At 61.5% G+C, this 24,244-nt stretch carries 21 protein-coding genes; 17 read left to right on the forward strand and 4 right to left on the reverse strand.

The genetic code is table 11. From position 1 onward, the window contains the following. The 11 genes from trbB to GIW04_RS02005 form a co-directional block, all read left to right on the forward strand. A partial coding sequence (trbB, locus tag GIW04_RS01955; protein WP_442962775.1) for a P-type conjugative transfer ATPase TrbB occupies positions 1 to 912 on the forward strand: 912 nt, incomplete at its 5' end. Beyond that, positions 909 to 1,292, forward strand: a complete 384-nt coding sequence (locus tag GIW04_RS01960) for a TrbC/VirB2 family protein (RefSeq protein WP_236270067.1) — start codon at positions 909 to 911, stop codon at positions 1,290 to 1,292. The genes trbB and GIW04_RS01960, both read left to right, overlap by 4 nt. Beyond that, complete coding sequence (locus GIW04_RS01965) at positions 1,289 to 1,558, forward strand: VirB3 family type IV secretion system protein (protein WP_009616283.1); 270 nt, start codon at positions 1,289 to 1,291, stop codon at positions 1,556 to 1,558. Before GIW04_RS01960 ends, GIW04_RS01965 begins: the two co-directional genes overlap by 4 nt. Before the next feature lie 15 nt (positions 1,559 to 1,573). Continuing rightward, complete coding sequence (trbE, locus tag GIW04_RS01970; protein WP_236270066.1) at positions 1,574 to 4,024, forward strand: conjugal transfer protein TrbE; 2,451 nt, start codon at positions 1,574 to 1,576, stop codon at positions 4,022 to 4,024. Further along, the gene (gene trbJ, locus GIW04_RS01975) at positions 4,021 to 4,785 is read left to right on the forward strand and encodes a P-type conjugative transfer protein TrbJ (RefSeq protein WP_236270065.1); all 765 of its coding nucleotides are present in this window, start codon (positions 4,021 to 4,023) and stop codon (positions 4,783 to 4,785) included. Before trbE ends, trbJ begins: the two co-directional genes overlap by 4 nt. A gap of 11 nt (positions 4,786 to 4,796) precedes the next feature. Beyond that, a complete protein-coding gene (locus GIW04_RS01980; protein ID WP_236301364.1) occupies positions 4,797 to 5,120 on the forward strand; it encodes a hypothetical protein in 324 nt (107 codons plus the stop codon). Next, entirely contained in the window at positions 5,117 to 6,301 is a 1,185-nt protein-coding gene (gene trbL / locus GIW04_RS01985) for a P-type conjugative transfer protein TrbL (protein WP_236270025.1), read from the forward strand. The genes GIW04_RS01980 and trbL overlap by 4 nt, the downstream gene beginning before the upstream one ends. 13 nt (positions 6,302 to 6,314) lie before the next feature. Further along, positions 6,315 to 7,019, forward strand: a complete 705-nt coding sequence (gene trbF / locus GIW04_RS01990) for a conjugal transfer protein TrbF (RefSeq protein WP_236270026.1) — start codon at positions 6,315 to 6,317, stop codon at positions 7,017 to 7,019. Then, positions 7,016 to 8,008, forward strand: coding sequence for a P-type conjugative transfer protein TrbG (gene trbG / locus GIW04_RS01995; protein WP_236270027.1), 993 nt, complete (start codon positions 7,016 to 7,018; stop codon positions 8,006 to 8,008). Before trbF ends, trbG begins: the two co-directional genes overlap by 4 nt. A gap of 2 nt (positions 8,009 to 8,010) precedes the next feature. Beyond that, positions 8,011 to 9,294 (forward strand): TrbI/VirB10 family protein, encoded by a 1,284-nt coding sequence (locus GIW04_RS02000; protein ID WP_236270028.1) that lies wholly within the window; start codon positions 8,011 to 8,013, stop codon positions 9,292 to 9,294. Next, on the forward strand, positions 9,291 to 9,518 hold the full coding sequence (locus GIW04_RS02005; protein ID WP_236270029.1) for a DUF2274 domain-containing protein: 228 nt from the start codon (positions 9,291 to 9,293) through the stop codon (positions 9,516 to 9,518). Before GIW04_RS02000 ends, GIW04_RS02005 begins: the two co-directional genes overlap by 4 nt. A 71-nt stretch (positions 9,519 to 9,589) precedes the next feature. Here GIW04_RS02005 and GIW04_RS02010 read toward each other — a convergent pair whose 3' ends face one another. Genes GIW04_RS02010 through GIW04_RS02020 form a run of 3 tightly spaced genes read right to left on the reverse strand, consistent with a single transcriptional unit; the run spans position 9,590 to position 13,821 of the window. Next, complete coding sequence (locus GIW04_RS02010) at positions 9,590 to 10,255, reverse strand: hypothetical protein (protein WP_236270030.1); 666 nt, start codon at positions 10,253 to 10,255, stop codon at positions 9,590 to 9,592. After that, positions 10,239 to 13,322 (reverse strand): HsdM family class I SAM-dependent methyltransferase, encoded by a 3,084-nt coding sequence (locus GIW04_RS02015; protein ID WP_236270031.1) that lies wholly within the window; start codon positions 13,320 to 13,322, stop codon positions 10,239 to 10,241. Before GIW04_RS02015 ends, GIW04_RS02010 begins: the two co-directional genes overlap by 17 nt. After that, positions 13,315 to 13,821, reverse strand: coding sequence for a MerR family transcriptional regulator (locus GIW04_RS02020; protein ID WP_236270032.1), 507 nt, complete (start codon positions 13,819 to 13,821; stop codon positions 13,315 to 13,317). Before GIW04_RS02020 ends, GIW04_RS02015 begins: the two co-directional genes overlap by 8 nt. A 633-nt stretch (positions 13,822 to 14,454) precedes the next feature. Between GIW04_RS02020 and GIW04_RS02025 the strand changes: the two genes are divergently transcribed. Beyond that, the gene (locus GIW04_RS02025; RefSeq protein ID WP_120248565.1) at positions 14,455 to 14,700 is read left to right on the forward strand and encodes a helix-turn-helix domain-containing protein; all 246 of its coding nucleotides are present in this window, start codon (positions 14,455 to 14,457) and stop codon (positions 14,698 to 14,700) included. Then, a complete protein-coding gene (locus GIW04_RS02030) occupies positions 14,693 to 15,928 on the forward strand; it encodes a type II toxin-antitoxin system HipA family toxin (protein WP_003193995.1) in 1,236 nt (411 codons plus the stop codon). The genes GIW04_RS02025 and GIW04_RS02030 overlap by 8 nt, the downstream gene beginning before the upstream one ends. Before the next feature lie 38 nt (positions 15,929 to 15,966). Here GIW04_RS02030 and treR read toward each other — a convergent pair whose 3' ends face one another. Then, entirely contained in the window at positions 15,967 to 16,671 is a 705-nt protein-coding gene (gene treR, locus GIW04_RS02035; RefSeq protein ID WP_003193994.1) for a trehalose operon repressor, read from the reverse strand. A gap of 254 nt (positions 16,672 to 16,925) precedes the next feature. On the opposite strand from treR, the gene treP reads away from it, so the two are divergent. From treP to ptsP, 4 genes are all read left to right on the forward strand, one after another. Beyond that, positions 16,926 to 18,368, forward strand: coding sequence for a PTS system trehalose-specific EIIBC component (treP, locus tag GIW04_RS02040; RefSeq protein WP_003193993.1), 1,443 nt, complete (start codon positions 16,926 to 16,928; stop codon positions 18,366 to 18,368). Positions 18,369 to 18,490: 122 nt separating this feature from the next. Beyond that, positions 18,491 to 20,137: an alpha,alpha-phosphotrehalase gene (gene treC, locus GIW04_RS02045; protein ID WP_120248566.1), complete on the forward strand. Its 1,647-nt coding sequence runs from the start codon at positions 18,491 to 18,493 to the stop codon at positions 20,135 to 20,137. 166 nt (positions 20,138 to 20,303) lie between these two features. After that, positions 20,304 to 21,524 carry a maltoporin gene (locus GIW04_RS02050; protein WP_003193991.1) on the forward strand — a complete coding sequence of 407 codons (1,221 nt, stop codon included), beginning with the start codon at positions 20,304 to 20,306 and terminating at the stop codon, positions 21,522 to 21,524. Positions 21,525 to 21,707: 183 nt separating this feature from the next. Next, complete coding sequence (ptsP, locus tag GIW04_RS02055; protein ID WP_120248567.1) at positions 21,708 to 24,242, forward strand: phosphoenolpyruvate--protein phosphotransferase; 2,535 nt, start codon at positions 21,708 to 21,710, stop codon at positions 24,240 to 24,242. Positions 24,243 to 24,244 lie beyond the last annotated feature (2 nt).

Consider the following 24,244-nt stretch of genomic DNA (forward strand, 5'->3'; position numbering starts at 1 on the left):
ATCATGCTCAACCCCGACCGGACGCTGTGGGTGGATCGCCTGTCGTCGGGCCGTGCGCCGCTGGGCGCGGAGCTGTCCGAGGCGGACGGCGAGCGCATCATTCGCCTGGTGGCGGCTCACGTCGGCGCGGAGGTGCATCGTGGCCAGCCGCTGCTGAGCGCCGAACTGCCTGAAACTGGCGAGCGCTTCGAGGGGATTCTGCCGCCGGCGGCACCGGGGCCTGCCTTCGCGCTGCGCAAGCGCGCCGTGGGTGTCATTCCATTGGAGCGCTACGTGGCCGACGGGATGATGACCACCGCGCAGGCCGAGTTCCTGCGTGGCGCGGTGCGCGAGCGGCAGAACATCCTGATCGCCGGCGGTACTAGCACCGGCAAGACCACGCTGGCCAATGCGTTGCTCGCCGAGATCGCCGCCACCGGCGACCGCGTGCTGGTGCTCGAAGACACCATCGAGCTGCAATGCGCCGCGCGCGACCACGTGCCGCTTCGCACCCGTGTGGGCGTGGTGTCCATGCGCGAGTTGGTGCGAGCCACGATGCGGCTGCGCCCCGACCGCGTGGTCGTTGGCGAGGTGCGCGGCGGCGAGGCGCTAGATCTCATCAAGGTCTGGGGCACCGGCCACCCGGGAGGCATCGCCACCATCCATGCCGGCTCCGCCCTGGGTGCACTGCTGCGCCTGGAGCAACTGGTGCTCGAAGTGGCCTTGAATCCGCCGCGTGCGCTGATCGCCGAGGCGATCAACGTGGTGATCTTCATCGCCGGCCGAGGCCGCCTGCGTCGTATCGAGAGCATCGCTCGCGTGACCGGCTTCGACGATGCCGGCTACCACCTGGTGGATGTGCTGGGAGAACCGCTTGGCGATCAGCTCACTCCATTTTTCCTGTCCCCGACCACGCCTGGAGAACTGCCATGACGCAGACACACGCCCCTGTTTCCCGCTTTTCCGTAAATCCGGCCTCGTGCCTCGCGCGCTTGCGCCGCCTGGCCGCGCCCGCGCATAGCGGCCTGCTACTGGCCGTCGTCATGTTGATGACGGCCGGCACGGCGAGGGCCGCCGGCTCCTCGATGCCCTGGGAAGGCCCGCTCGAATCCATCCTCGAATCGATCCAGGGGCCAGTCGCGCGCATCGTGGCCGTCATTATCATCATCTCCACGGGGCTGGCGCTGGCGTTCGGCGACACCTCGGGTGGCTTTCGCAAGCTGATCCAGATCGTGTTCGGCTTGAGCATCGCCTTCGCCGCGTCCTCGTTCTTCCTGTCCTTCTTCAGCTTCTCCGGCGGGGCCGTCGTATGAGCACGGCCAGCGACTTGCCGGGCTTCGAGGTGCCGCTGCACCGCTCGCTGACGGAGCCGATCCTGCTGGGTGGTGCGCCGCGCACCGTGGCGATTGCCAACGGCACGCTGGCCGCGGCCGTCGGGCTGGGCCTGCAACTCTGGCTGCCGGGCCTGGTGCTGTGGCTGGTCGGCCATGCGCTCGCGGTGTGGGGCGCGCGTGTCGACCCGCAATTCATGCAGGTGTTCGCCAGGCACCTCAAGCACAAGCCGCTGCTGGACGTGTGAGGGGAGGGTGCCGCGATGCTGAACCTCGCCGAATACCGCCAGCGCCCGGCCTTGCTCGCCGACTGGCTGCCGTGGGCCGGCCTGGTGGTGCCCGGAGTGGTGCTGAACAAGGACGGTTCGTTCCAGCGTACGGCGCGCTTCCGTGGGCCGGATCTGGACAGCGCGACGCAAGGCGAGCTGATGGCCACCACCGCGCGGCTGAACAACGCGCTGCGCCGGCTCGGCGCGGGCTGGGCGCTGTTCGTCGAGGCTGAGCGCCGGCCGGCGGCGGATTATCCGCACTCGGACTTCCCCGAGCCGCTGTCGTGGCTGGTGGACGAGGAGCGGCGGGCAACGTTCGAGGACTCCGGCGAACACTTCGAGAGCGGCTACCACCTCACGCTGCAATACCTGCCGCCAGAAGAGTCGCACGCTCGCGCGGCGAAGCTGCTCTACGAGAACTCCCCGACGGCCGGCGTGGACTGGCGCGAGCGCCTCACTGCCTTTATCGCGGAGACCGAACGCATTTTCGACCTGCTCGAGGGCGTGATGCCGGAGATCTCTTGGCTCGATGACGACGAAACGCTGACCTACCTGCACGCGACGATTTCGACGCGGCGCTACCGCATCGCCACGCCGGAAGTACCGTTCCACCTCGACACGCTGCTGGCTGATACGCCGCTGCTCGGCGGTCTGGCACCGATGCTGGGCGACGCGCACCTTCGCGTGGTGACGGTGCGTGGTTTCCCGACCTCGACCTGGCCAGGGATTCTGGATGACCTCAACCGGCTGGGCTTCGCCTATCGCTGGAGCACGCGCTTTCTCTGCCTGGACAAGGCCGAGGCGGAAGGGGAGCTCGGCCGTCTGCGCCGTCAATGGTTCGCCAAGCGCAAGAACATCCTGGCGCTGTTGCGCGAAACCCTATTCCAGCAGGAGAGCCCGTTGCTCGATACCGACGCCAGCAACAAGGCGGCCGATGCGGATGCCGCCCTACAGGCACTGGGCAGCGACCAGGTTGCCTTCGGCTTCCTGACCGCGACCGTGACGGTGCTCGATGCTGACGCCGACCTGGCCGACGAGAAGCTGCGCAGGGTGGAGCGCGTCATCCAGGGGCGTGGTTTCGTCACCATTCCGGAAAGCCTCAACTCTGTGGAGGCGTGGCTGTCGTCGATTCCGGGCAACGCCTACGCCAATGTGCGCCAGCCCATCGTCTCGACGCTAAACCTTGCGCACCTGATGCCATTGTCGGCGGTCTGGGCCGGGCCGGAGCGCAACCCCCACCTCGACGGCCCGCCGTTGATCGTGACCCGTACCGAAGGCGCTACGCCGTTTCGGCTGGTGACGCATATCGGCGATGTGGGGCACACGCTGGTCGTCGGCCCGACTGGCATGGGCAAGTCCGTCCTGCTCGCCACGCTGGCGCTGCAGTTCCGCCGTTACTCCGGATCGCGCATCTTCGCCTTCGACATGGGGCGTTCCATGCGAGCAACGGTGCTGGGGTTGGGCGGGGAGCACTACGACCTGGGCGCCGATGGCGCGATTGCCTTCCAGCCGCTCGCACGCATCGACCAGGAGGGCTGCCGCAGTTGGGCGGCCGAGTGGGTCGAGGGGCGCCTTTTGCACGAGGGCGTGCCTGTCGGTCCAGAGGAGAAGGCGGCCATCTGGTCGGGGCTCGGCAGCCTCGCCGGCGCACCGGTCGAGCAGCGCACGCTCACCGGCCTGTCGGTGCTGCTGCAGTCGAACGCGTTGCGCCAGGCGCTGGCTCCTTATGTGCTTGACGGTGCACACGGCAAGTTGCTCGACGCCGACCTCGACTATCTGGGCATGGCCGATGTGCAGTGCTTCGAGATGGAGGAGCTGATGCACAGCAAGGCGGCGGTGCTGGCCGTGCTGGGCTATCTGTTCGCGCGCCTGGAGGAACGCTTCGACGGCGCGCCGACGCTGCTGATTCTTGATGAGTCCTGGTTGTTCCTCGACGACCCGGTGTTCGCCGCGCGCATTCGCCAGTGGCTCAAGACGCTGCGCAAGAAGAATGTCAGCGTGATCTTCGCCACGCAGTCGCTCGCCGACATAAAGGACTCGACCATCGCCCCGGCGATCATCGAGAGCTGCGCGAGCCGCATCTTCCTGCCCAACCCGCAGGCGACCGAGCCGCAGATCCGCGCGATCTACGAGGGCTTCGGCCTCAATGGCCGGCAGATCGAGATCGTCGCCACCGCGCAGCCAAAGCGCGATTACTACTACCAATCCCGCGAGGGCAATCGCCTGTTCGACCTCGACCTAGGGGCGGTAGCGCTCGCGTTCACGGGTGCCTCTAGGCCCCAGGATCAGCGCGCCATCGACGACGTGCTGGGCGATGCCGGTGTGCCGGGTTTCGCCGCAGCTTGGCTGCGCCATCGCGGGCTCGACTGGGCGGCCGAGTTGTTGCCGTCCGCGCCATCCACCGCATCCTTCTCCGCTTCCCGCCAACAGGAGAACCTGCCATGAAGCTCCAGTCCTCGCTCAAACCCAGGCTGGCCGCGCTCGCCGTGGCCAGTGTCCTTGTCCTTGCCTCCGTGCAGCCGGCGCACGCCCTGTTCGGTGTCGGCGACATCGTGCTCGACCCCAGCAACTTGGTGCAGAACACGCTGACGGCGGTTCGTACCCTGGAGCAGATCAACAACCAGGTGCAGCAACTGCAGAACGAGGCGCAGATGCTCAGCAACCAGGCGCACAACCTGGCCAGTCTCGACTTCAACGTCGTCAATCGGCTGCGGGCGTCGTTGGCCAGGAGTGAGCAGCTGATCGCAGAGGCCCAGGGACTTGCCTACGACGTGCAGAACCTCGACAGCGAGTTCGCCCGGCTGTACCCCGACGAATACGCCGCCACCGTCAGCGGCGACCAGATGTATCGGGATGCGCGCGAGCGCTGGGGGCACACGCTCGATGGCCTGCACACGGCGATGCGCATGCAGGCGCAGGTGTCGCGGAACCTCAGCGAGGATGAAAGTGCGCTGACTGACCTGGTGGGCCAGAGCCAATCGGCCACCGGTGCCCTGCAGGCCATGCAGGCAACCAACCAGTTGCTGGCCCTGCAGGCCAAGCAGTCCATCCAGGCGCAACAGCTCCAGCTCACCCAGGACCGCGCGGCTTCGTTGGAGCTGGCCCGGCAGGCGGCGGCCAGCGAGCGCGCCCGCGAAGTACGGCGACGCTTCCTGGGCGAAGGCACGCCGTATACGCCGCAGTCTATCCAGTTCTACGGGAACTGACGGAGGCCGCCATGCGATACGTCCTGGTGCTTTCGGTTGCACTGCTGGCGGGCTGCGGTCAGCAGTCCAGTGAAGACCTGGCCGCAGACCCTGTACGGCTCAAGGTGCTGCGCGCCCAGTGCGCCGCGGATTGGAGGGGCGTGGGCGAGGGCGTCTGTAGGGGTGCCGCCGAGGCGTATCGACGCCGCTTCTTCGCTGGCCACGGCGGCCCGGAAGAGTACGTGGCTCTGGAGGAGCTGCCGCCGATTCCACCGACTTTTGACAGCCCCGTCGACGATGAGGCTGAGACCGGGCGCGATGCGCCGGCTGCTTTTGCCTCGGAGGCCACACAATGAATGACGTGACGGTCATAGACCGCTTCCTCGATACGTTCTCGCGCTACATCGACTCGGGTTTCGGGCTGCTACAAGGCGAGGTCGCTTTTCTGACCGCCACGCTGATCGCCATCGACATGACGTTCGCCGGGCTCTACTGGGCGCTTGGCCATGCCACCGGCCAGGGTGAAGACGTGATGGCGAAGCTCATTCGCAAGGTGCTCTACGTCGGTGCTTTCGCCTACATCATCGGTAACTTCAACTGGCTGGCCAGCATCGTCTTCCGCTCCTTTGCCGGGCTGGGTCTGACGGCGACCGGTGCGCTCAGCATGGAGACCTTCCTGCAGCCGGGACGGCTGGCGAAAACCGGCATCGACGCCGGTGCACCGATCCTGGAGCAGATCGGCGAGATGACCGGCTTCCCCGAGGTGTTCGTCAACCTCGATCCCATCGTCATCCTGTTTCTGGCCTACCTGGTGGTCATCGTCTGCTTCTTCGTGCTGGCGATACAGCTGTTCATCACCCTGATCGAGTTCAAGCTGACCACGCTTGCTGGGTTCGTGCTGGTGCCATTCGCGTTGTGGAACAAGACCGCGTTCCTGGCCGAAAAGGTGCTGGGCAACGTGGTGTCCTCCGGCGTCAAGGTGCTGGTGCTGGCGGTGATCGTCGGTATTGGCACGGGGTTGTTCGCCGAGTTCCAGGTACATCCCGACGAGCCGTCCATCGACCACGCGCTGGTGGTCATGCTGGCCTCGCTGGCGTTGCTCGCCCTGGGCATCTTCGGCCCGGGCATCGCCACCGGGCTGATTTCTGGTGGCCCGCAGCTGGGTGCGGGGGCGATGGCGGGTGCCGCGCTCGGTACGGCGGGCATGGCTGTCGCCGTCGGTGCCGCCGCAACCGGCGTGGGTGCTGCGGTCGCGGCCGGAGCGCGCATGGCACCGGCCGCGAAGCTGGCTGCCGGGATGCGCTCGCTCAAGGGCCGGTTTGCTGCTGGAGGTGGAGCTTCCTCTGGTGGCAGCGCGGCCGCCCAGGGCAATGCGCACCAGGTCGCCACCGATGCCAAGGCGCAACCCGCATGGGCCAAGCGTCTGCAGCGACGCCAGCAGATCAGCCATGCCGCCACCACCGTCGCGCACACGCTGCGCGGTGGCGACGGCGGCGGTTCGGGCAGTGGCCCGAACTTGCAGGATTCGGATTCATAAAGGAGGACGAACCATGCGTTTCAACCGTCCGCGGGTGCGCTATGCCGAGACGCCGCAACCCGCCACCCCGTACCAGGCCGCTGCGCAGGCGTGGGACGAGCGCATCGGCTCGGCCCGCGTGCAGGCGAGAAACTGGCGCTTCATGGCCTTTGGCTGTCTGGCGCTCGCAATGCTGATGGCGGGCGGCCTGGTCTGGCGCTCGACCCAGTCCATCGTCACACCCTACGTGGTGGAGGTGGACAGGTCTGGCCAGGTGCGCGCAGTTGGCGAGGCCGCCACATCGTACCGGCCGGCCGATGCGCAGGTCGCCTATCACCTGGCGCGCTTCGTCACGCTGGTGCGCTCGCTGTCCATCGACCCGATCGTGGTGCGGCAGAACTGGCTCGATGCCTACGACTACACCACTGATCGTGGCGCGGCCGTGCTCAACGACTACGCGCGCACCAACGATCCGTTCGCCCGTGTCGGTAAGGAGTCGGTGACGGTGCAGGTCACCAGCATCGTGCGGGCCAGCGACGCCTCTTTCAACGTGCGCTGGACGGAGCAGCGCTTCGTTAATGGCGCGCCCGCCGGGACCGAGCGTTGGAACGCGGTGATCTCCACCGTCCTGCAAACCCCGCGCACCGAACAGCGCCTGCGCAAGAACCCATTGGGCATCTACGTCAACGGGCTGTCGTGGAGCCGTGAGCTCGATGCATCCGAAGGAGCTAAGCCATGAACCTGTCTTTTCGTATATCCGCGCTCCCCTTCGTCTTGCTGGCCTTGGCCGGCTGTACCAGCCAGGGCAGGCCACCACCACGCATCTCGCTCGACGAGCCGGTGCAGGCGCAGCTGCTGCCCGAACTGCCCAATCCGGTGGAAGTGGTGGAGGTACCGAAGGTTCTGCCGATGCCGACGCAAATGAAGCCGCTACCCGATGTGGGCGAGGCCCGCGCCGCGCCGGAGCCGACCGACGAGAGGGTGAGGGTCTCGCGCGCGAACCAGGAGGCGAGGGTGGCGCCCACTCGCGAGGGCTACGTCAACGCGATCCAGGTCTGGCCCTACAGCGACGGCGCGCTGTACCAGGTCTATGCCGCGCCGGGACGGGTGACCGTGATCGCGTTGCAGGTCGGCGAGGAGCTGGTGACAGTGGCTGCCGGCGACACGGTGCGCTGGATCGTCGGCGACACCTCCAGCGGTGCCGGCGACGCGCTGCGGGTCAATGTGCTGGTCAAGCCGATCCGCTCAGGCCTCAAGACTAATCTGGTCATCACCACCAGCCGGCGCACCTACCTGATCGAGCTGACCTCGACTGAGAAAGCCTGGATGGCCTCGGTGTCCTGGGATTACCCGAAGGACCGCATGTTGGCCCTGCAGCGCCAGGCGCAGGCCGCACAGGCGACCGCGCCGGTCGATACCGGTCTCGCGCTTGAGAAGATCCGCTTCCGTTATGTGATCAGCGGCAGCAATCCGCCGTGGCAGCCGCTGCGCGCCTTCGACGATGGAAAGAAAGTCTACATCCAGTTTCCCGCCGGCATCGCCCAGGGCGAGCTGCCGCCGATGTTCGTGATCGGCGCACAAGGCGATGGACAGCTGGTCAACTACCGTTTCCGCTCGCCGTACTACATCGTGGACCGACTGTTCGGCGCGGCCGAGCTGCGCTTGGGCGGTGAGAAGGGCGACGTGGTGCGTATCGAGCGCACGGACGGCGTGGCCCAGGGGAAATGAGCATGAACCAGGACGACACCTCCGATCCTGTCGCGCTACGGGCGGACAAGGTTCCGCCCGAGTCGGTCGCGCTGCGTGCCCAGCCGCGCCCGGTCACGCGGTTGAACCGGCGCACCTTGGCCGTGCTTGCTGGTGGACTCTCCGCCGCAGTGCTGGGAGCTACCATCTGGTCCCTGCAACCGCCGAAGCCTCGGAGTGGAAACGGTCCGGCCGAGTTGTACAACGTCGACCGGGTTTCGCGTTCCGAAGGGCTCGACCGGCTGCCCTCGGACTACTCCAAGCTGCCGCCGCCAGCGCAACCACCCGAGCTGGGGCCACCCCTGCCGGGCGACCTTGGCCCGGCCATCGTGCAGTCGCAACGACCTGCGGCACCCAGCTACACGACCTCCGGACACGATCCCGCCGAGGCCGAACGGCTGGCTCGGATGAAGGAGGCGGAGGAGGCGGCCGCCTCGTCGGTGTTCTTCCGCTCGGGCAGCCAGCGCCCAACCGTGGCCACATCGGCCCCGCCGGTCACGGAAGTATCAACCCTGGCGGCCTTCGATCCGCTAGCCGCCGGCCCCGCCTCGACGGCGGCGCAACCCCTCGATCCGACAGCCGTGCAGAACCGGCAGGAGCAGAAAGAGGCATTCCTTCAAGTCGGCACTACGGAAAACCGCAATTCCGGGAACCTGCAGCTACCGGCGTCGCCGTACCAGGTCATGGCCGGCACGGTGATCGCTGGTGCGCTGGTCACGGGCATCAAGTCGGATCTTCCGGGTGAGGTGATTGGCACGGTGACGGAGCCGGTCTACGACACGGCGACCGGCAAGCATCTGCTGATCCCGCAGGGCTCACGCATCCTTGGCCGCTACAACAGCCAGGTCAGCTATGGGCAGAGCCGCGTGCAGGTGGTGTGGAATCGCATCATCCTGCCGGACACGTCCTCGCTGACGCTGGATAACCTCGTGGGCACCGATCCGGCCGGCTATGCCGGCCTGGAGGATGGCGTCGACTGGCACTGGGATCGCATTTTCGCCGGCGCTGCGCTGACAACGCTGCTGGGCATCGGCGCCGAGCTGGCTGCGCCTGAGAACCGCCAGGATGGCGATCGCATCATCATCGCCGGCCGTGACGGCCTACAGGACAGCGTGAACCAGGTCGGCCAGGAGATGACCCGGCGCAACATGAACATCCAGCCTACGTTGACCGAGCGCCCGGGCCTGCCGGTGCGCATCATCGTCAATCGGGATCTGGTACTTCGACCCTACCAGCCGCTGTTTTTCAACAAGGAGAGCTCACGATGAGCACGATACGAAAATTGCGGTTGGGGCCGCTGCCCAAGACCGAGAGCATCAAGCTGACCTTCGCATGCCCGGCCAGCCTGAAGGCTGACCTTGATCGTTACGCCGCAGTGCATGCGCAGACCTATGGCGAGGCGGTCGATGCGGCGACGCTGATTCCGCATATGCTGGAAGCGTTCATAGCGAGGGATCGGGGATTTAAGCGGGGCCGGGGAGATGATCGCTAGTTTAATATCAACTTGCAATTCTCCCCTAGCTGTTGTCCTCGCTGCCCAAGGGGAGCACTACTAGGCGATGCTCATGCAGGTTGCGCTGAGTTAGCCGCGGTCGTGTCCACAAAGATGTGCATTAAGCGGATTACATGACCTTCTGCGCCTTGCGTAAGTTCTCCGGCGTGTAGGGACAGTGCTTCGGCATGAGCGTCTAGATCACTCAGCCTTGCTGCTTCGCCATATGTTTCACGAAGTCGCGCATCAATGCGCTGTACCATAGCTGCGCTAGGAAGTTTCAGCACATATCCGAGCATCATCCCCCAGTGATGACCTGCAGCGTATTTTCCGGTCACGAAGCGGTCAACTCCTTGAGTGACATATCGCTGATTCAGGGCTGACTCTCCATGACCCACGCGTTTACATTCGATGCCCAGATAAGCCTCTTCATCCCCGAACTGATGCAGAAAGCGAAGAATAATGTCGATCCGACCAAGTACTTCGGCATCGTTATTACTCAAATCCAGCACTTCAAATTCGCCTGTGATTTCAAGATTGGATAGTCCAAGTTCTTTTTTCAGGCGACGCATGGCCTTCTTCACATGGATCGTGATCGGGACTTCTAGCATCCCAGGCTGAAGTAATGGTCGAGCAGCGGAAACGCCTCGGCACAGAAGATCGACTACTGTTGCAAGTTGATCTTCTGAGAGATCAAAAGAAGGTCGCCCGACGGGCAGGTCAGGTGATAGACGCATGCAATCCCTTGATCCAATGGTCTGCTAGGACTGCATCGCCGTCATTGAGGCCTGCCGTCCGTGTCCAATAGCGCACCTCAGAGGGCTTCAAAATGAAAAGTGCGTCTTGATCGTAAACTCGGATTTGCCGACGTTCGTTAAGGTATGGGGGAACGTCTGGGTTAACTCGCCCGCGCACAAGAGCGGCGAGTGGTGCGACCTCTGCATCACTTCCTTGATGTATGCGTGGCACAACGGAGGGCGCACCTGCAGCCATGGAAAATCTGACGACATCTACCCCTGGCGTTCCATCAAAAGCATTTCCAGAGACGATGTGTCGCGGATAGATAACAGCCTCTAGATGCCGAGTGCCTCGTGCTCGAAGATAGGCATTGACTGTTCGAATTACTTCGCTCGCATAAGCGGTCAGGTCAGCGGAGGAGGGGGGCTTGACCAAGGCCATACGCTGCGCTCTGCTCTCAAATAATAAAGCGCGGGCATGCCGAACACCGTCGCTCGCAAGAATAGCCTCGTTGCGATCCAGCCCATAGAGTTCGCAGACTGAATGATCCAGGGCCGCGATCAATTCTATATCGTCGGGCGCATTCGCAACGTTAGCTTCGGCAGACAGTACAGCCTCAAGCAAGTCCGTGCCGACTTCGCTTAGATTCGGCACACGCAACGAAAGAAGGTCATGCGGCTCGACGGTAGGACGCTCCAGCCCCCACGCACCACCACCCAAAGCAAGTTGGAAAGAGGTGAGGCTCGAATTCAGAATGGCAGAGAGTACGCGTGCTGCAGACAGTTCTTTGCCGGCAAATGAAATGCCAAAAAAGCTCTCGTTGAAAACTACACTTTGCTCGACTACGGTTGCGCTATATCGACCCAGCTCGATCGCATCAGCTTGATTCCCTTTAGGACATAGCAACAAAGGACCCTCAAAGATTTCTGACCTTTGCTTCCTTGAACGATGTAACCATTCATGAGTGAACTTCGTGAGCGCTTGAGGTACCAATCGAAGCGGCGAATAAGCGGAGGTTGTGACAAAATCCAGCTGATAATAGTGCTGAGGGGGGCGCTCAACCCCATTCCCCTTGATCTTGACTCCTTGCCCGCGCGCACTCAGCCCATAGGAGTCGAGCACTTGCTCCAGTGTCGGAAAGGTACGTTCAAGTTTCTCTATTAACCAGCCATCACGTGCGGTTCCAAAGGCGGTTGCCTTGAGCATTGCTGGCGTCTGCAATACGCGTGATAACGGCACGCTCTTCAATTCGCCTGGGCCGACGTGAAACACCCCGTTGCGTCGAAAATCAGGTGTCCACGGGATTGAACCTACCAGCATACGATCTTGTCGATCAATGAGTGCACAGCGGCCAAAGAACATCAGCGCGGGCCCCGTTGCATCCGGGAAAAGGTCTTCCTTGCGCAACGCTGATAGATTCACCAGCGCTGCGGGATGGAGGGTGCTCAGCAGGGCTTCGCGGGATTGGATTGCATGGGCATCCTTCGAGAAGAATGGAGATGCTTTCATGATCATCCCTACCCGCCCGGCCTCTCCTGCCAAGCGTGAAGCTATCCACAAAAATTCTTGATCGGGACTGCGTCGGGGGCGGCTGGATTGAGGGTCGTTGAGCTTGCGCTTGCGTGAAGCTGTGGCCTTCTTTACAAAGGTCCATGGGGGATTGCCCACGACTGCATCAAACGGTCGCTGTGTAATCAGATCCGGTAGTTCGTCGTTTACCGTATCGGCCTCAAAAAGCGTCACGCCGATCAGTCGATGGAATTTCAAATCTTGAATGTCCCGGACTTGCTCCTCATCGAGCTCTAATGCGGCCAGGTACAAACTGAATGCAGCGATACCCAACGCTGACTTATTGATGTCAATTCCATAGAGTTGATTGTAGAGCACCTCCCGAACCACGGTGCGGCTAGCGGTTTTGCCTTGCGTATGCTTCCAGACTAGTCGCCGGAATGCTTCAACAAGAAAAGCGCCAGATCCGCATGTTGGGTCGATTACGCGTGCGTCTGCTGGCAGCGCCTCGAATACCGGATCTAAAGTTAAGTGAACAAGCTCCACAGGTGTGTAGTGCAGTCCCTGCGTGTGCGCGTCGTCCGCCGCGCTTGATCGAGCGAACTGCTGGTAGATTGAACTGACGAGATCGATTGGAATCGCGTCAAAACGGAAACGGAACAATCGACCTTGCCCGGATAGCAGACTACGTCCTTGAACGAAGTCGCGCAGTAGTTCCAGATGAGCACCGCTTAAGCGTTGGTGCTCGGCGCCCGGATCGTCCATCGGGAAGAGGTCACCATTGAAGGTGTTGCGCAGCCACTGAAACAGCCTGAAGGCCGAGTTGACTGTGGCAAACATGTCCGCCACGTCGGCGGAAAGCTCCTGCGGTAGAAACGGTTGAGCTATACCGCGATCAACCAGGTATGACGTGAAAATACAGCGGCCAATCAGACGCTGAGCGAAGTCGCGTGAAGCCTGTGCCTCCTCTTTTTCATCCGGATGTGGCACGCCATTGGCTGGGGGAAGGGCAGTCAACAGATCTTCAAGAGCACTGATTTCATCAAGCAGTTGGCGGTCCACTCGGTGTCGGCGATCAATCCTCTTTCCGATGGCGCTGGACCAGAACGCCCCAGTTTCGGTCGCATAGCGCCCACACATGGCATCCAAGGATTGCAGTCGGTCTTCGGCTTGTAAGGAAAATACATCCAGGGGCTCAGTTGCAATCTGCTGTGGGTTTTTCTTGGCAGGAGACGCATAGCAATCGTACAGGCGTATGTCAGTAGGTGTGATGATCCATAGCAATGGGGCTACGCCAACGTTCCAGGCTGCTTCATGCCATTGGGCAATCTGTCGCTCTGAGGGGGCTTCGTCGCCAGCATCCTTGAAAATCGCAGTTGGTACACTCTGTGCTGAAAAGACCGCATCGGCCTGTAGCCCAACGCGGTTGTCTGACAGAATGGCACGCAGCCGTGCTCCTCCATCTTCCCCGGCGCGTGCCAGTCCCGGTGCTGGCCCACCATCGGGTAGGAGATAGCCGGTCGCCGTCAGGGCTTTTGCGAAAGCTTTGCTACCCATTGCTACGGCGTCCAGTCGAATGGTTGGCTGCTGTTTCCGCTATCATGCTCAAGGCAGGGAATAGTTGGAACTGACCGGGCGCTGTGGGCTTGGGAAGTGCAAAGCTATCTGACAGCTGCTGCAAGTGTGGGTCCAATCGCAGCATGATGCAGTCATCCGTCCCCAGAACCTCTTCGCGCGGATCGATCAGCCGCCACTGGGTGCCTCCATAGAGAGCCAGGGACTTGCCCCAGAGCGACAGGAAGGAGGTGCGTGCTAAGCCAGCGCCCAATTCGGGAAATAGATCACGGTGGGCATGAAGCTCCATTTTGAAGTGATCTCGTAAAACGACGGCCAGCCGCAACAGCAATATCGTCTGCCACGAGTATCGTGCCGGGGATCCGTGCCCTTTAGGCTTCACATCGGGAGGGATCAGTGCACGACGGCTCGTCCACTCGCGGAGTTGTTCCGTCGAGAGGCCTGTGAGCCGTGTCGCATCGCGGGTCGTGATGAGTTGCATCCTGAGAAAGCTGCCAAATGAAGATCGGGTATGGTTCCCGATCTTCTCACAAAATCGGGGGCCATACCCGTTTTTAGTTTCACTCACTCGTAGCAAAAAGGTTGAGCGGAAACCCTAGCTCCGACAACCAGCCAAGCCAAGGATGAAGCATTTCTGGCTGGCTACAGATAATAGTGGTGGGCGCGGGCGGCTTCGACAAACTAAAGAGAAAACTCTCAATGTGCCATTCCTTTAGGCCTCGCGCTGAGGAAGCCTGAAGGATAAAATGAAGGTTGATCGATAATGATGTCGTTAAAGTCGTCGCCCCGCAAATCGCTCCATCTCCCGCACTAGCAAAAGCTTTGCGCAGGTGACGGTAAATGCGACGGTAAGGCCCCATATTGATCCCAATCGATCCCTTTAACCATGAGGGTTCAGGCGACCTATTGATGATCGAGTGGGAATGATCCTGCGATAGCAGGTGAGGACTGAATAATAGAACCCCGGCCATGTGTCGGGGTTTTTGCATGTTAGGCGAGTAGGTTAGAAGAACTCATCCTCTGTACATCAAGGAAGCTGTTCAATACAAAATGCATTGTATATTATGCAAAATTTTAATTTATGAGGTTTTGCATTGTATAGGATGCGATATAGATGGAGGATCTAGGAATTCTGATCAAAACCCTGCGAAAGTCCGCAGGCCTTTCGCAAAGTCAGCTAGCACAGCGGCACGGCATGAGTCGCGCCACCATCTCGGGGATCGAAAACAATACCATCCCTGAAATAGGTATTCGCAAGGTCGCAGCGATTCTTGAAGGCTTGGGATACGAATTGACCGCCACCCCCAATCCTCGACGCATGACTCTCTACGAATTGAAGGCAGGAGGTGTCCATGACTAGCCAACGTGATCGGTTGTACATCGGCACCAACGGTGTGCCTGCTGGAACGCTCGGGCGACGTAATGAAAATCAGCGTGACTCGATTTTTTCGTATAACGACACGGTGGCCCAAGAGCAAGCAGTGTCCTTGACCATGCCGGTGCGCCTGGAAAGCTACAACTGGGAGTACGGCATTCACCCGTTGTTTGAGATGCACATTCCTGAAGGGCATCTCAAGGCCGAACTCGTACGGCGTTTCAGCAAATCGGTGCGCGGTTTTGATGACTTTGCTTTATTGGGCATCGTAGGTCCGCACCAATTGGGTCGTATCAGCGTTGCCCATCAAGCGGGTGATGCGTCGTTGCCTGGGGTCAAGCTGGCTGACCTGCTGGTGTACGACGGGGCTGAAGACCTGTTCGATGAGCTTCTGAAAACCTACGCCGCTTATTCAGGGGTGTCGGGCGTTCAGCCGAAAGTGCTGGTTCGCGATGTTGGCGATATGGCTGCTGATATTGAACGTCTTACCCACAAGGGCGCCACGCATTTGGTAAAGGCGTTCAATGAGTCGGACGTTCCTCAGTTGGCGGCCAATGAATTTTTCTGCATGCGTGCCGCATACCATTGTGGTCTTGAGGTGCCTGAGGTCCAGCTCAGTCATAACGGGAAGTTTCTGGTAGTGAAGCGGTTCGACATCGGTGAAAACGCCTACCTCGGATTTGAGGATATGTGTGTTCTATCGGGATGGGGAACCGGGAAAAAATATGACGGCAGCTATCAAGGGTGCGCAAAACTGATCAGGTCATTTGTCACGCCAAGCCGGGTAGCCAGGGCTCTTGAAGACTTTTTCATAATGGTGGCGCTCTCGGCCGGTATTCAGAACGGTGATGCACACCTGAAAAACTTCGGCTTGCTTTATGAAAACTGCGCCGAGGATGCCGATGTCTGGCTTGCCCCCGTTTATGACCTGGTGACCACTACGGTCTACGCCGGCAACGACATCATGGGGCTGTTGCTTGGGGGTTCGAAGGCGTGGCCAAAGCGCAAGATGCTTGTGCAGTTCGGGCGCAGTTCGTGCAGTTTGACGCAGGCGCGCTGCAACGAATTGCTCGCCAGAGTGGACGATGGCATGAGTCGCGCCATGGCGGAGCTATCCGAGTATCGAAGTACCCACCCGGAGTTCGAAGCCGTGGGGGAAAAGATGGCCGGCGCATGGGCAGCAGGCTTGGCCAGGAGTATCTCGGTGTCGTGAGGGGCCGGGTTTAAGCGAGCCCCAGGGAGCAGCCGGGTTTAGCGCCGTGCCACATCCGAAAAATAAAACTTATCCAACGTATGCCGCGACTCGGTGTACTCGAACTGCCTTCCATCCTGCAAGAACGTCTGGTTGCTCACCACAATCACATGGCTTTGCCCATCCAGATCCAGATGCGCCTGGTCGTCCTTGCTGCGCGGCAAGGCTTCGATGGTGCGCTGCGCATAGCTGATCTGCAGCTGCAGTGTTTGCTCGATAAACGCGTAGATCGACTGCTCGGCGATGTCGTGATCCAGGCCGGGAATCAGGTCACTGATGAAGTGGTTGATGTCCAGGATCACCCGTTTGCCACCGATGCGGCGTACCCGCTTGATGCGCGTAATGAGGGTGCCGGGCTCGGCCTCGATGTGCTGCAGCAGTGAGCCTTCCAGTGGAATCTGGGTGAACTCGACCACCTCGGTGCGTACGTCATCACCCAGGTCGGCGTGGGTTTCGTGGAAGCTGACGATGCCGCCCAGTTGGAACTCGATCGGGTTGGGCGACAACACAAAGGTGCCCTTGCCGTGGATCTTTTGCGCAAAGCCACGTTCCTGCAACTGCTCGATGGCGCGCCGCACGGTGCCACGGCTGGCCTGGTAGGCGTCCATCAGTTCGGTTTCGGAGGGAAGGCGCGTACCGCGCTGCAGGCGCTCGGTGGTGATGCTGGCAAGCAGATCCGTATAGATCTGGTTGTATTTGCTCATGGGATGGCTCTTGCCCGGCGTTATGAAGGTGGACTGCGCGTTCAAGGCAGGAACCATAGTGGCAGAGGTGGTGTTTGTCCATTGGACGGAGGTACGAGCCGGGGAAAAATCTGACAGAAAGCTCGCAGGCATAAACAAAAGTGTAACTCGTACAGACGAGTTGTTGATTTAACTCGTACAGACGAGTACTTTTCCCTCCTCGGCGTGCTGCCAACGACTGCCACCCATAAAAACAATCACAGTGGAAAACGAGCATGAGCCACGACTATTCAACGATTGCCCGCGAGATTCTCGACAACCTCGGGGGCCGCGAAAACCTTGAGCAGGCTGCCCATTGCGTGACCCGCCTGCGCCTTGCGCTCAAGGACCCCAGCCTGGTCAACAGCAGTGCCCTGAACCAGGTCGACCTGGTCAAGGGCTCGTTCTTTACCGGCGGCCTGTTCCAAGTGGTGATCGGCCCCGGCGAGGTGGAGAAGGTCTACGCCGCCCTGCGCGAACTGACCGGCCTGGCCGCGTCGACCATTGCCGACGTCAAGAAAGCCGGCGGCGACAAGACCAACCCCATGCAGCGCCTGGTGCGGGTGTTCTCCGATGTGTTCATGCCGATCCTGCCCGCGCTGATCATCGCCGGCCTGTTGATGGGCGTGAACAACCTGATGGGCGCCAAGGGTATGTTCATCGAAGGCCAGACGCTGCTGGAGGCCTACCCGAACCTGGATGGCCTGTGGAGCCTGATCAACCTGATGGCCAACACCTCCTTCGTGTTCCTGCCGGCGCTGGTGGGCTGGTCGGCGGCCAAGCGGTTCGGCGGCAGTGAAATCCTCGGCATCGTGCTGGGCCTGATGTTGGTACACCCGGACCTGCTCAATGCCTGGAACTACGGCAAGGCGGTCGCCGGCCTCGACGGCCAGAGCCTGCCGTACTTCGATATCTTCGGCTGGTTCCAGATCGAGAAGGTGGGTTACCAGGGGCAGATCCTGCCGATCCTGATGGCCGCCTTTGTCATGAGCGTGATCGAGAAGTGGCTGCGGGCGCGGGTGCCGAATGCCATTCAACTGCTGGTGGTGCCGATCACCACCATCGTTGTCACTGGTGTGCTGGCCCTGGCGATCATCGGCCCGGTGACTCGTCACCTTGGCATCCTGATCACCGAAGGCCTGGTGACCCTGTTCGAGATCGCCCCCATGGTCGGCGGCGCGATTTTCGGCCTGCTCTATGCGCCGCTGGTGATCACCGGCATGCACCACATGTTCCTGGCGGTCGACCTGCAGCTTATCTCCACCCAGGGCGGCACCTTTATCTGGCCGATGATTGTCATGTCCAACCTGGCCCAGGGCAGCGCCGCCCTCGGGGTGTTCTACATGACCCGCAATGCGCGGGACAAAAGCATGGCCTCGACCTCGGCGATTTCCGCTTACTTCGGCATCACCGAGCCTGCGATGTTCGGGGTGAACCTGCGCTTCAAGTTTCCGTTCTACGCCGCGCTGCTGGGCTCGGCGCTGGGCAGCATCTTCCTGTCGTTGAACAAGGTACAGGCGTCGGCCATCGGTGTCGGTGGGTTGCCCGGGTTTATCTCGATCGTGCCAAGCGCGATTCCGATGTTCGTGATCGGCATGGTCGTGGCGATGGTCGTGCCGTTTGCGCTGACGTGCATGTTGAGCATGAAGATCGTTCGGCCTGGTTACCGGGTCGCCTGAAGATCGCTATCGCAGGCAAGCCAGCTCCCACAGTGATGTGTGAACACATTCAAGTGTGGGAGCTGGCTTGCCTGCGATGAGGCCAGAAGGGCCAGCACCCAACTCTACTGAAGGAACCCACCATGCAAACCTGGCAACACTCGGTGATCTACCAGATCTACCCCAAAAGCTTCCACAGCCACGCGGGTAACGCCACCGGTGACCTGTTGGGCATCGTGGACAAACTCGACTACCTCAAATGGCTGGGCGTGGATTGCCTGTGGGTCACGCCGTTCCTGCGCTCGCCCCAGCGCGACAACGGCTACGACATCAGCGACTACTACGCCATCGACCCCAGCTACGGCACCATGGCCGATTGCGAGCTGCTGATCAGCGAAGCCGCCAAGCGTGGCATCAAGCTGATGCTCGATATCGTGGTCAACCACACCTCCATCGAGCACGAATGGTTCCAGCAGGCGCGCAGCAGCCTCGACAATCCCTACCGCGACTTCTATATCTGGCGCGACCAGCCGAACAACTGGGAATCCAAGTTCGGCGGCTCGGCCTGGGAATACGAAGCACAGACCGGCCAGTACTACCTGCACCTGTTCGACCACACCCAGGCCGACCTCAACTGGGACAACCCCCAGGTGCGCGCCGAGGTGTTCAAGATGATGCGTTTCTGGCGCGACAAAGGCGTGGGTGGGTTCCGCCTCGATGTGATCAACCTGATCTCCAAGCCCGCCGACTTCCCCGAGGACAACAGCGACGGCCGCCGCTTCTACACCGACGGCCCGAACGTGCACCAATACTTGCAGCAAATGCACCGTGAAGTCTTTGAAGGCCATGACCTGATCAACGTGGGCGAGATGTCATCCACCCGCCTGGAACACTGCATTCGTTACTCGAATCCAGCGTCTAAAGAACTGTCGATGACCTTCAACTTCCACCACCTGAAAGTCGATTACCCCAACCTGCAAAAGTGGGTGAAGGCCGACTTCGACTTCCTGCAACTCAAGCAGATTTTCTCCGACTGGCAGATGGGCATGCAAGCCGGTGGCGGCTGGAACGCGCTGTTCTGGTGCAACCACGACCAGCCACGGGTGGTCTCGCGTTTTGGTGACGACGGCGAATACCGCGTGGTCTCGGCCAAGATGCTCGCCACGGCGCTGCACTTTCTGCAGGGCACGCCGTATGTGTATCAGGGCGAAGAGCTTGGCATGACCAACCCCGGCTTCGACAGCATCTCGCAGTACCGTGATGTGGAAACCCTGAACATCTTCCGGCTCAAGCGCGATGCGGGCGAGTCCGAAGCCGCAAGCATGGCGGCGATCATGCAGAAGTCCCGCGACAACGGGCGTACGCCCATGCAGTGGAGCACCGAAGCGAATGCGGGGTTCAGCCGCGGTGAACCCTGGATCGGCATCCCCGCCAATGCTGCGCAGATCAACGTCAACAGCCAGATGGATGACCCGGATTCGGTGCTGCATCACTACCGCAGGCTGATCGATCTGCGCCGTCGCGAACCGCTGATACAGCAAGGCGTTTACCGCCCGTTGCTGCAAGACCATCTCCAGGTCTGGGCGTACCTGCGTGAAGGCCATGGCGAGCGCCTGTTGGTACTCAACAACTTCTATGGATCGTCGTGCGAGATCCAACTGCCCGAAGGCGTGATCAACGCCGCAAACGAGCAACGCCTGCTGATCAGCAACTACCCCGACTGCCCGCTGCGCACGAGCACGGTGGTGCTACGCCCCTATGAATCCTTCGTGCTGCACCTGACGGGTTGAAACACCCCCTGTAGGAGCGAGCTCGCTCGCGAAGATCGCCAACGAAAACGCGCCCCTCCAGGTGTTGCGTGGAGGCTGCAAATTCTTCGCGAGCAAGCTCGCTCCTACAGGTGATCGCGTCACGCAAGACAGTAAGAAAAAACAATAAAAAGAAAAGGAGCGCTTCATGAAAACAACAATAAAGCTGGGCCTTATTGCCTCCTGCCTCACGGTGCCTTTTGGCGCGCAAGCCCTGGAGTTTGCCGGGTATTTGCGCAGCGGCGTGGGTACGTCAACGGGCAGCGGCAAGCAGCAATGTTTCCAACTGCCGGGTGCGCAAACCAAATACCGCCTGGGTAACGAATGCGAGCAGTACGCCGAGCTGGAACTGCGTCAGGATTTGCTGACCTTCGACGACGGTTCGGTGCTCAGCGTCGATGCCATGGCTTCCCTTTATAACAAGTACGATCGTGCCCTGAAATTCCAGGGTGAAAACAACGGCTCGGCGCGCATGCCGCAGATGTATGCGCAATGGTCCAACCTGCCCAGCCTCAATGGTGGTTCGCTGTGGGCCGGGCGGCGTTACTACAAGCGTAACGATATCCATATCTCCGACTTCTACTACTGGAACCAGAGCGCCACCGGTGGCGGGATCGAGGACGTGCTGATCGGCGGTTTGAAATACAGCTACGCCCTGTCGCGCAAGGACAACCTGTACCAGAAGGAATACGCCACCCGTCACGACTTCAATGTCGCAGGTTTCAAGACCAACCCCGGTGGCGAACTGGAACTGGGCTTGAGCTACATCGCCAAGGCCGGTGGGCGTGACACCAACAGCGGCTGGGCGCTGACGGCGCAGCATGTGCAAGCAGCCTTCCTGGGTGGCAAGAACAAGTTTGCCCTGCAGTACGGCGAAGGCCCCGGCACCGGCCTGGGCTACACCGGCAATACCGCGCTGGACAAGAGCAGCAAAAGTTACCGCGCGGTGGAGTTCTTTGATTGGCAACTGACTCCGCGTTTTGGCGGGCAAGTTGAAGCGGTGTACCAGAAAGATGTGCGCCCAGGGCGTCAGGACCAGAACTGGATGTCCCTGGGTGTGCGCCCGGCGTATGCGCTCAGCGAGCAATTCAAACTGGTTGCTGAGCTGGGGCACGATCAAGTCGATGCCACCGGCGGTACGCGCAAATTGAGCAAATTTACCTTCGCCCCGACCTGGTCGCCCAAAGGCCCTGAATTCTGGGCGCGGCCGGAGGTGCGGTTGTATTACACCTATGCGTCCTGGAACAAAGCGGCCAAGCGTGCGGCCAATGAGCTGGCGGCGGGCACGGCGTTGTCCGACACCGGCGCCTATGGCACGGCGCGGCATGGGTCGAACGTCGGTGTGCAGGTCGAATATTGGTGGAAGTAATCAGGAGGGAGTACGCGGGCTAATGCGGGAGCGGGCTTGCTCGCGAATGCAGTGGGTCAGTCAGTGAATGTGTCGCCTGATACACCGCTTTCGCGAGCAAGCCCGCTCCCACACTGACCTTCGTCAACCTCAACCTTGCATCGACTCAATGATTTTTAAAGAACAACACAAACAGGTGAAGTCATGATCACATCTCAACCCCTGGAACTGCTGGCACCCTTGTCCGGGGTTTTGCTGGCGCTGGACCAGGTGCCCGACCCGGTATTTTCTGGCCGCGTGATTGGCGATGGCCTGTGCATCGACCCCACCTCGCAAACCCTCTGCGCGCCGTTGGCTGGGGTGATCAGCAACATTCAGGACAGCGGCCATGCGGTCAGCGTCACCGCCGATAACGGTGTGCAAGTGCTGCTGCATATTGGCCTGGACACTGTGAACCTGGCGGGCCAGGGCTTCACCCGGCTGGTCGAGGAGGGCCAGCGGGTGGAGGCCGGACAGCCGCTGATTGAGTTCGATGCCGACTATGTCGCGCTCAATGCACGCAGCCTGCTGACCTTGATGCTCATTGTGAGCGGCGAGCCGTTTGTGCCGTTGGTGGCCGATCAGGCGCTGGTCGAGTCCGGCCAGCCACTGTTGCAGGTCTCACCGGGGCCGATGAAAGCTGAGGTGGACGAGGAGGAGGGCAATGCGCTGTTTTCCAAGCCAGTGACCCTGCCCAATGCCAGCGGCTTGCACGCCCGCCCTGCGGCGGTGTTTGCCCAGGCGGCGAAGGGGTTCAGTTCCAGCATTTTCCTGCACAAGCAAACCCTGAGCGCGAATGCCAAGTCTCTCGTGGCGATCATGGCGCTGCAGACCTCCCAGGGCGACAGCGTGCAAGTGAGCGCGGCGGGGGAGGATGCCGAGGCGGCTATCCAGGCGCTGGTGGTGTTGTTGCTCGACGGCTGTGGCGAGACGCTGCCGGTAGCGGTCGAGAAAATCAGCAAGCCCGCTGCGCCTGCGTCTTCGACCTCCGTATTGCGAGGCGTCTGTGCGTCGCCGGGTTCGGCGTTCGGCCAGGTTGTCCAAGTGGCTGAGCCAGCGCTTGAGATTCCCGAAGCCGGTGCGGGAGAAACCTTCGAACGTACCGCATTGGCGCGTGGCCTGCGGGCTGCAAACGAGGCGTTGCAAGCGTTGCAGGCCAAGGCGGCCGGCAGCGCCCAGGCCGAGATCTTCCGCGCCCACCAAGAACTGCTCGAAGACCCGACCCTGCTTGAACAAGCCCATAGCCTGCTGGCCGAAGGCAAGAGTGCCGCCTTTGCCTGGAATACGGCAACGGTGGCGACCGCCAAACTTTTTGAAGGCTTGGGCAAAGCGCTGCTGGCTGAGCGTGCGGCGGACTTGGCCGACGTCGGCCAGCGCGTGCTCAAGTTGATCCTGGGCGTGCCAGAGCGGTCCATGGAGCTGCCGGAGTGCGCCATCCTGGTCGCTGAACAACTGACACCCTCACAAACCGCCGGCCTGGACACCAGCAAAGTGCTGGGCTTCGTCACGGTCGCCGGTGGCGCTACCAGCCACGTGGCCATCCTCGCCCGGGCCCTCGGCCTGCCATCCCTTTGCGGCGTACCCAGCCAAGTACTGGCCTTGGCCAACGGCAAGCGGGTATTGCTCAATGCCGACAAAGGCGAGCTGCAGCTGGAGCCGAACCTGGCCGAAATCGAGCAACTGCAGGCGGTGCGCCAACAGCAAAAGCTGCGGCTGCAGCGTGAGGTGGCGCAGGCCTCACGGGCAGCGGTCACCCGCGACGGTCACCACGTCGAGGTCACAGCCAACGTCGCCTCGTTGCAGGAAGTGGAACAGTCACTGACTCTGGGCGGTGAAGGCGTGGGCCTGCTGCGTTCGGAGTTCCTCTACCTGGAACGCAACCGTGCGCCGAGCGCAGAGGAGCAGGCCGACACCTACAGCGCGATCGCCCGCGCCCTCGGCACCGAGCGTAATCTGGTGGTACGTACCCTGGATGTGGGCGGCGATAAACCCTTGGCCTATGTGCCGATGGACAGCGAGACCAACCCATTCCTTGGCCTGCGCGGTATCCGCCTGTGCCTGGAACGCCCCGAACTGTTGCGTGAACAGTTACGTGCGATTCTTGCCAGCGCCGGCTTGGCGCGGCTGCATATCATGTTGCCGATGGTCAGCCTGCTGTCGGAGCTGCGCCTGGCGCGCAAAATGCTCGAAGAGGAAGCGCAGGCGCTTGGCCTGAGTGAACTGCCCAAGCTGGGCATCATGATCGAAGTGCCGAGTGCGGCGCTGATGGCGGATGTGTTTGCGCCCCATGTGGATTTCTTCTCTATCGGCACCAACGACCTCACCCAATACACCCTGGCCATGGACCGCGACCACCCGCGCCTGGCCAGCCAGGCCGACAGTTTTCATCCGGCCGTCCTGCGCCTGATCGACATCACCGTCAAGGCCGCCCACGCCCACGGCAAATGGGTAGGCGTGTGTGGTGCGCTGGCGTCCGAAACCATGGCGGTGCCGGTGTTGATCGGCCTGGGCGTGGATGAGCTGTCGGTCAGCGTGCCGCTGATCCCCACCATCAAGGCCACCGTGCGCGAGCTGGACCTGCACGACTGCCAGATCATCGCCCGCCAGGTGCTGGGCCTGGAAGAAGCCGACCAAGTACGCGAGGCCCTGCGCCTGTACCACGCGGCCACCGTTGAAACCTCACCTGTTGTGGAGCACTGAGC

This window comes from Pseudomonas sp. PA-4-8C (assembly GCF_021606625.1).
In the GTDB taxonomy this organism is placed as follows: Bacteria; Pseudomonadota; Gammaproteobacteria; order Pseudomonadales; family Pseudomonadaceae; genus Aquipseudomonas; species Aquipseudomonas lactis.

Excerpts from the sequence above, each read along its gene's own strand:
- GIW04_RS02020 (WP_236270032.1), bottom strand. The coding sequence starts at position 13,821 with ATGCAACTCATCACGACCCGCGATGCGACACGGCTCACAGGCCTCTCG.
- GIW04_RS01965 (WP_009616283.1), top strand. The coding sequence starts at position 1,289 with ATGAGCACGGCCAGCGACTTGCCGGGCTTCGAGGTGCCGCTGCACCGC.
- trbL (WP_236270025.1), top strand. The coding sequence starts at position 5,117 with ATGAATGACGTGACGGTCATAGACCGCTTCCTCGATACGTTCTCGCGC.
- treC (WP_120248566.1), top strand. The coding sequence starts at position 18,491 with ATGCAAACCTGGCAACACTCGGTGATCTACCAGATCTACCCCAAAAGC.
- ptsP (WP_120248567.1), top strand. The coding sequence starts at position 21,708 with ATGATCACATCTCAACCCCTGGAACTGCTGGCACCCTTGTCCGGGGTT.
- trbJ (WP_236270065.1), top strand. The coding sequence starts at position 4,021 with ATGAAGCTCCAGTCCTCGCTCAAACCCAGGCTGGCCGCGCTCGCCGTG.
- GIW04_RS02050 (WP_003193991.1), top strand. The coding sequence starts at position 20,304 with ATGAAAACAACAATAAAGCTGGGCCTTATTGCCTCCTGCCTCACGGTG.
- GIW04_RS02030 (WP_003193995.1), top strand. The coding sequence starts at position 14,693 with ATGACTAGCCAACGTGATCGGTTGTACATCGGCACCAACGGTGTGCCT.
- treR (WP_003193994.1), bottom strand. The coding sequence starts at position 16,671 with ATGAGCAAATACAACCAGATCTATACGGATCTGCTTGCCAGCATCACC.
- trbE (WP_236270066.1), top strand. The coding sequence starts at position 1,574 with ATGCTGAACCTCGCCGAATACCGCCAGCGCCCGGCCTTGCTCGCCGAC.
- GIW04_RS02010 (WP_236270030.1), bottom strand. The coding sequence starts at position 10,255 with ATGCGTCTATCACCTGACCTGCCCGTCGGGCGACCTTCTTTTGATCTC.
- treP (WP_003193993.1), top strand. The coding sequence starts at position 16,926 with ATGAGCCACGACTATTCAACGATTGCCCGCGAGATTCTCGACAACCTC.
- GIW04_RS02005 (WP_236270029.1), top strand. The coding sequence starts at position 9,291 with ATGAGCACGATACGAAAATTGCGGTTGGGGCCGCTGCCCAAGACCGAG.
- GIW04_RS02000 (WP_236270028.1), top strand. The coding sequence starts at position 8,011 with ATGAACCAGGACGACACCTCCGATCCTGTCGCGCTACGGGCGGACAAG.
- GIW04_RS01960 (WP_236270067.1), top strand. The coding sequence starts at position 909 with ATGACGCAGACACACGCCCCTGTTTCCCGCTTTTCCGTAAATCCGGCC.
- GIW04_RS01980 (WP_236301364.1), top strand. The coding sequence starts at position 4,797 with ATGCGATACGTCCTGGTGCTTTCGGTTGCACTGCTGGCGGGCTGCGGT.
- GIW04_RS02015 (WP_236270031.1), bottom strand. The coding sequence starts at position 13,322 with ATGGGTAGCAAAGCTTTCGCAAAAGCCCTGACGGCGACCGGCTATCTC.
- trbF (WP_236270026.1), top strand. The coding sequence starts at position 6,315 with ATGCGTTTCAACCGTCCGCGGGTGCGCTATGCCGAGACGCCGCAACCC.
- trbG (WP_236270027.1), top strand. The coding sequence starts at position 7,016 with ATGAACCTGTCTTTTCGTATATCCGCGCTCCCCTTCGTCTTGCTGGCC.
- GIW04_RS02025 (WP_120248565.1), top strand. The coding sequence starts at position 14,455 with ATGGAGGATCTAGGAATTCTGATCAAAACCCTGCGAAAGTCCGCAGGC.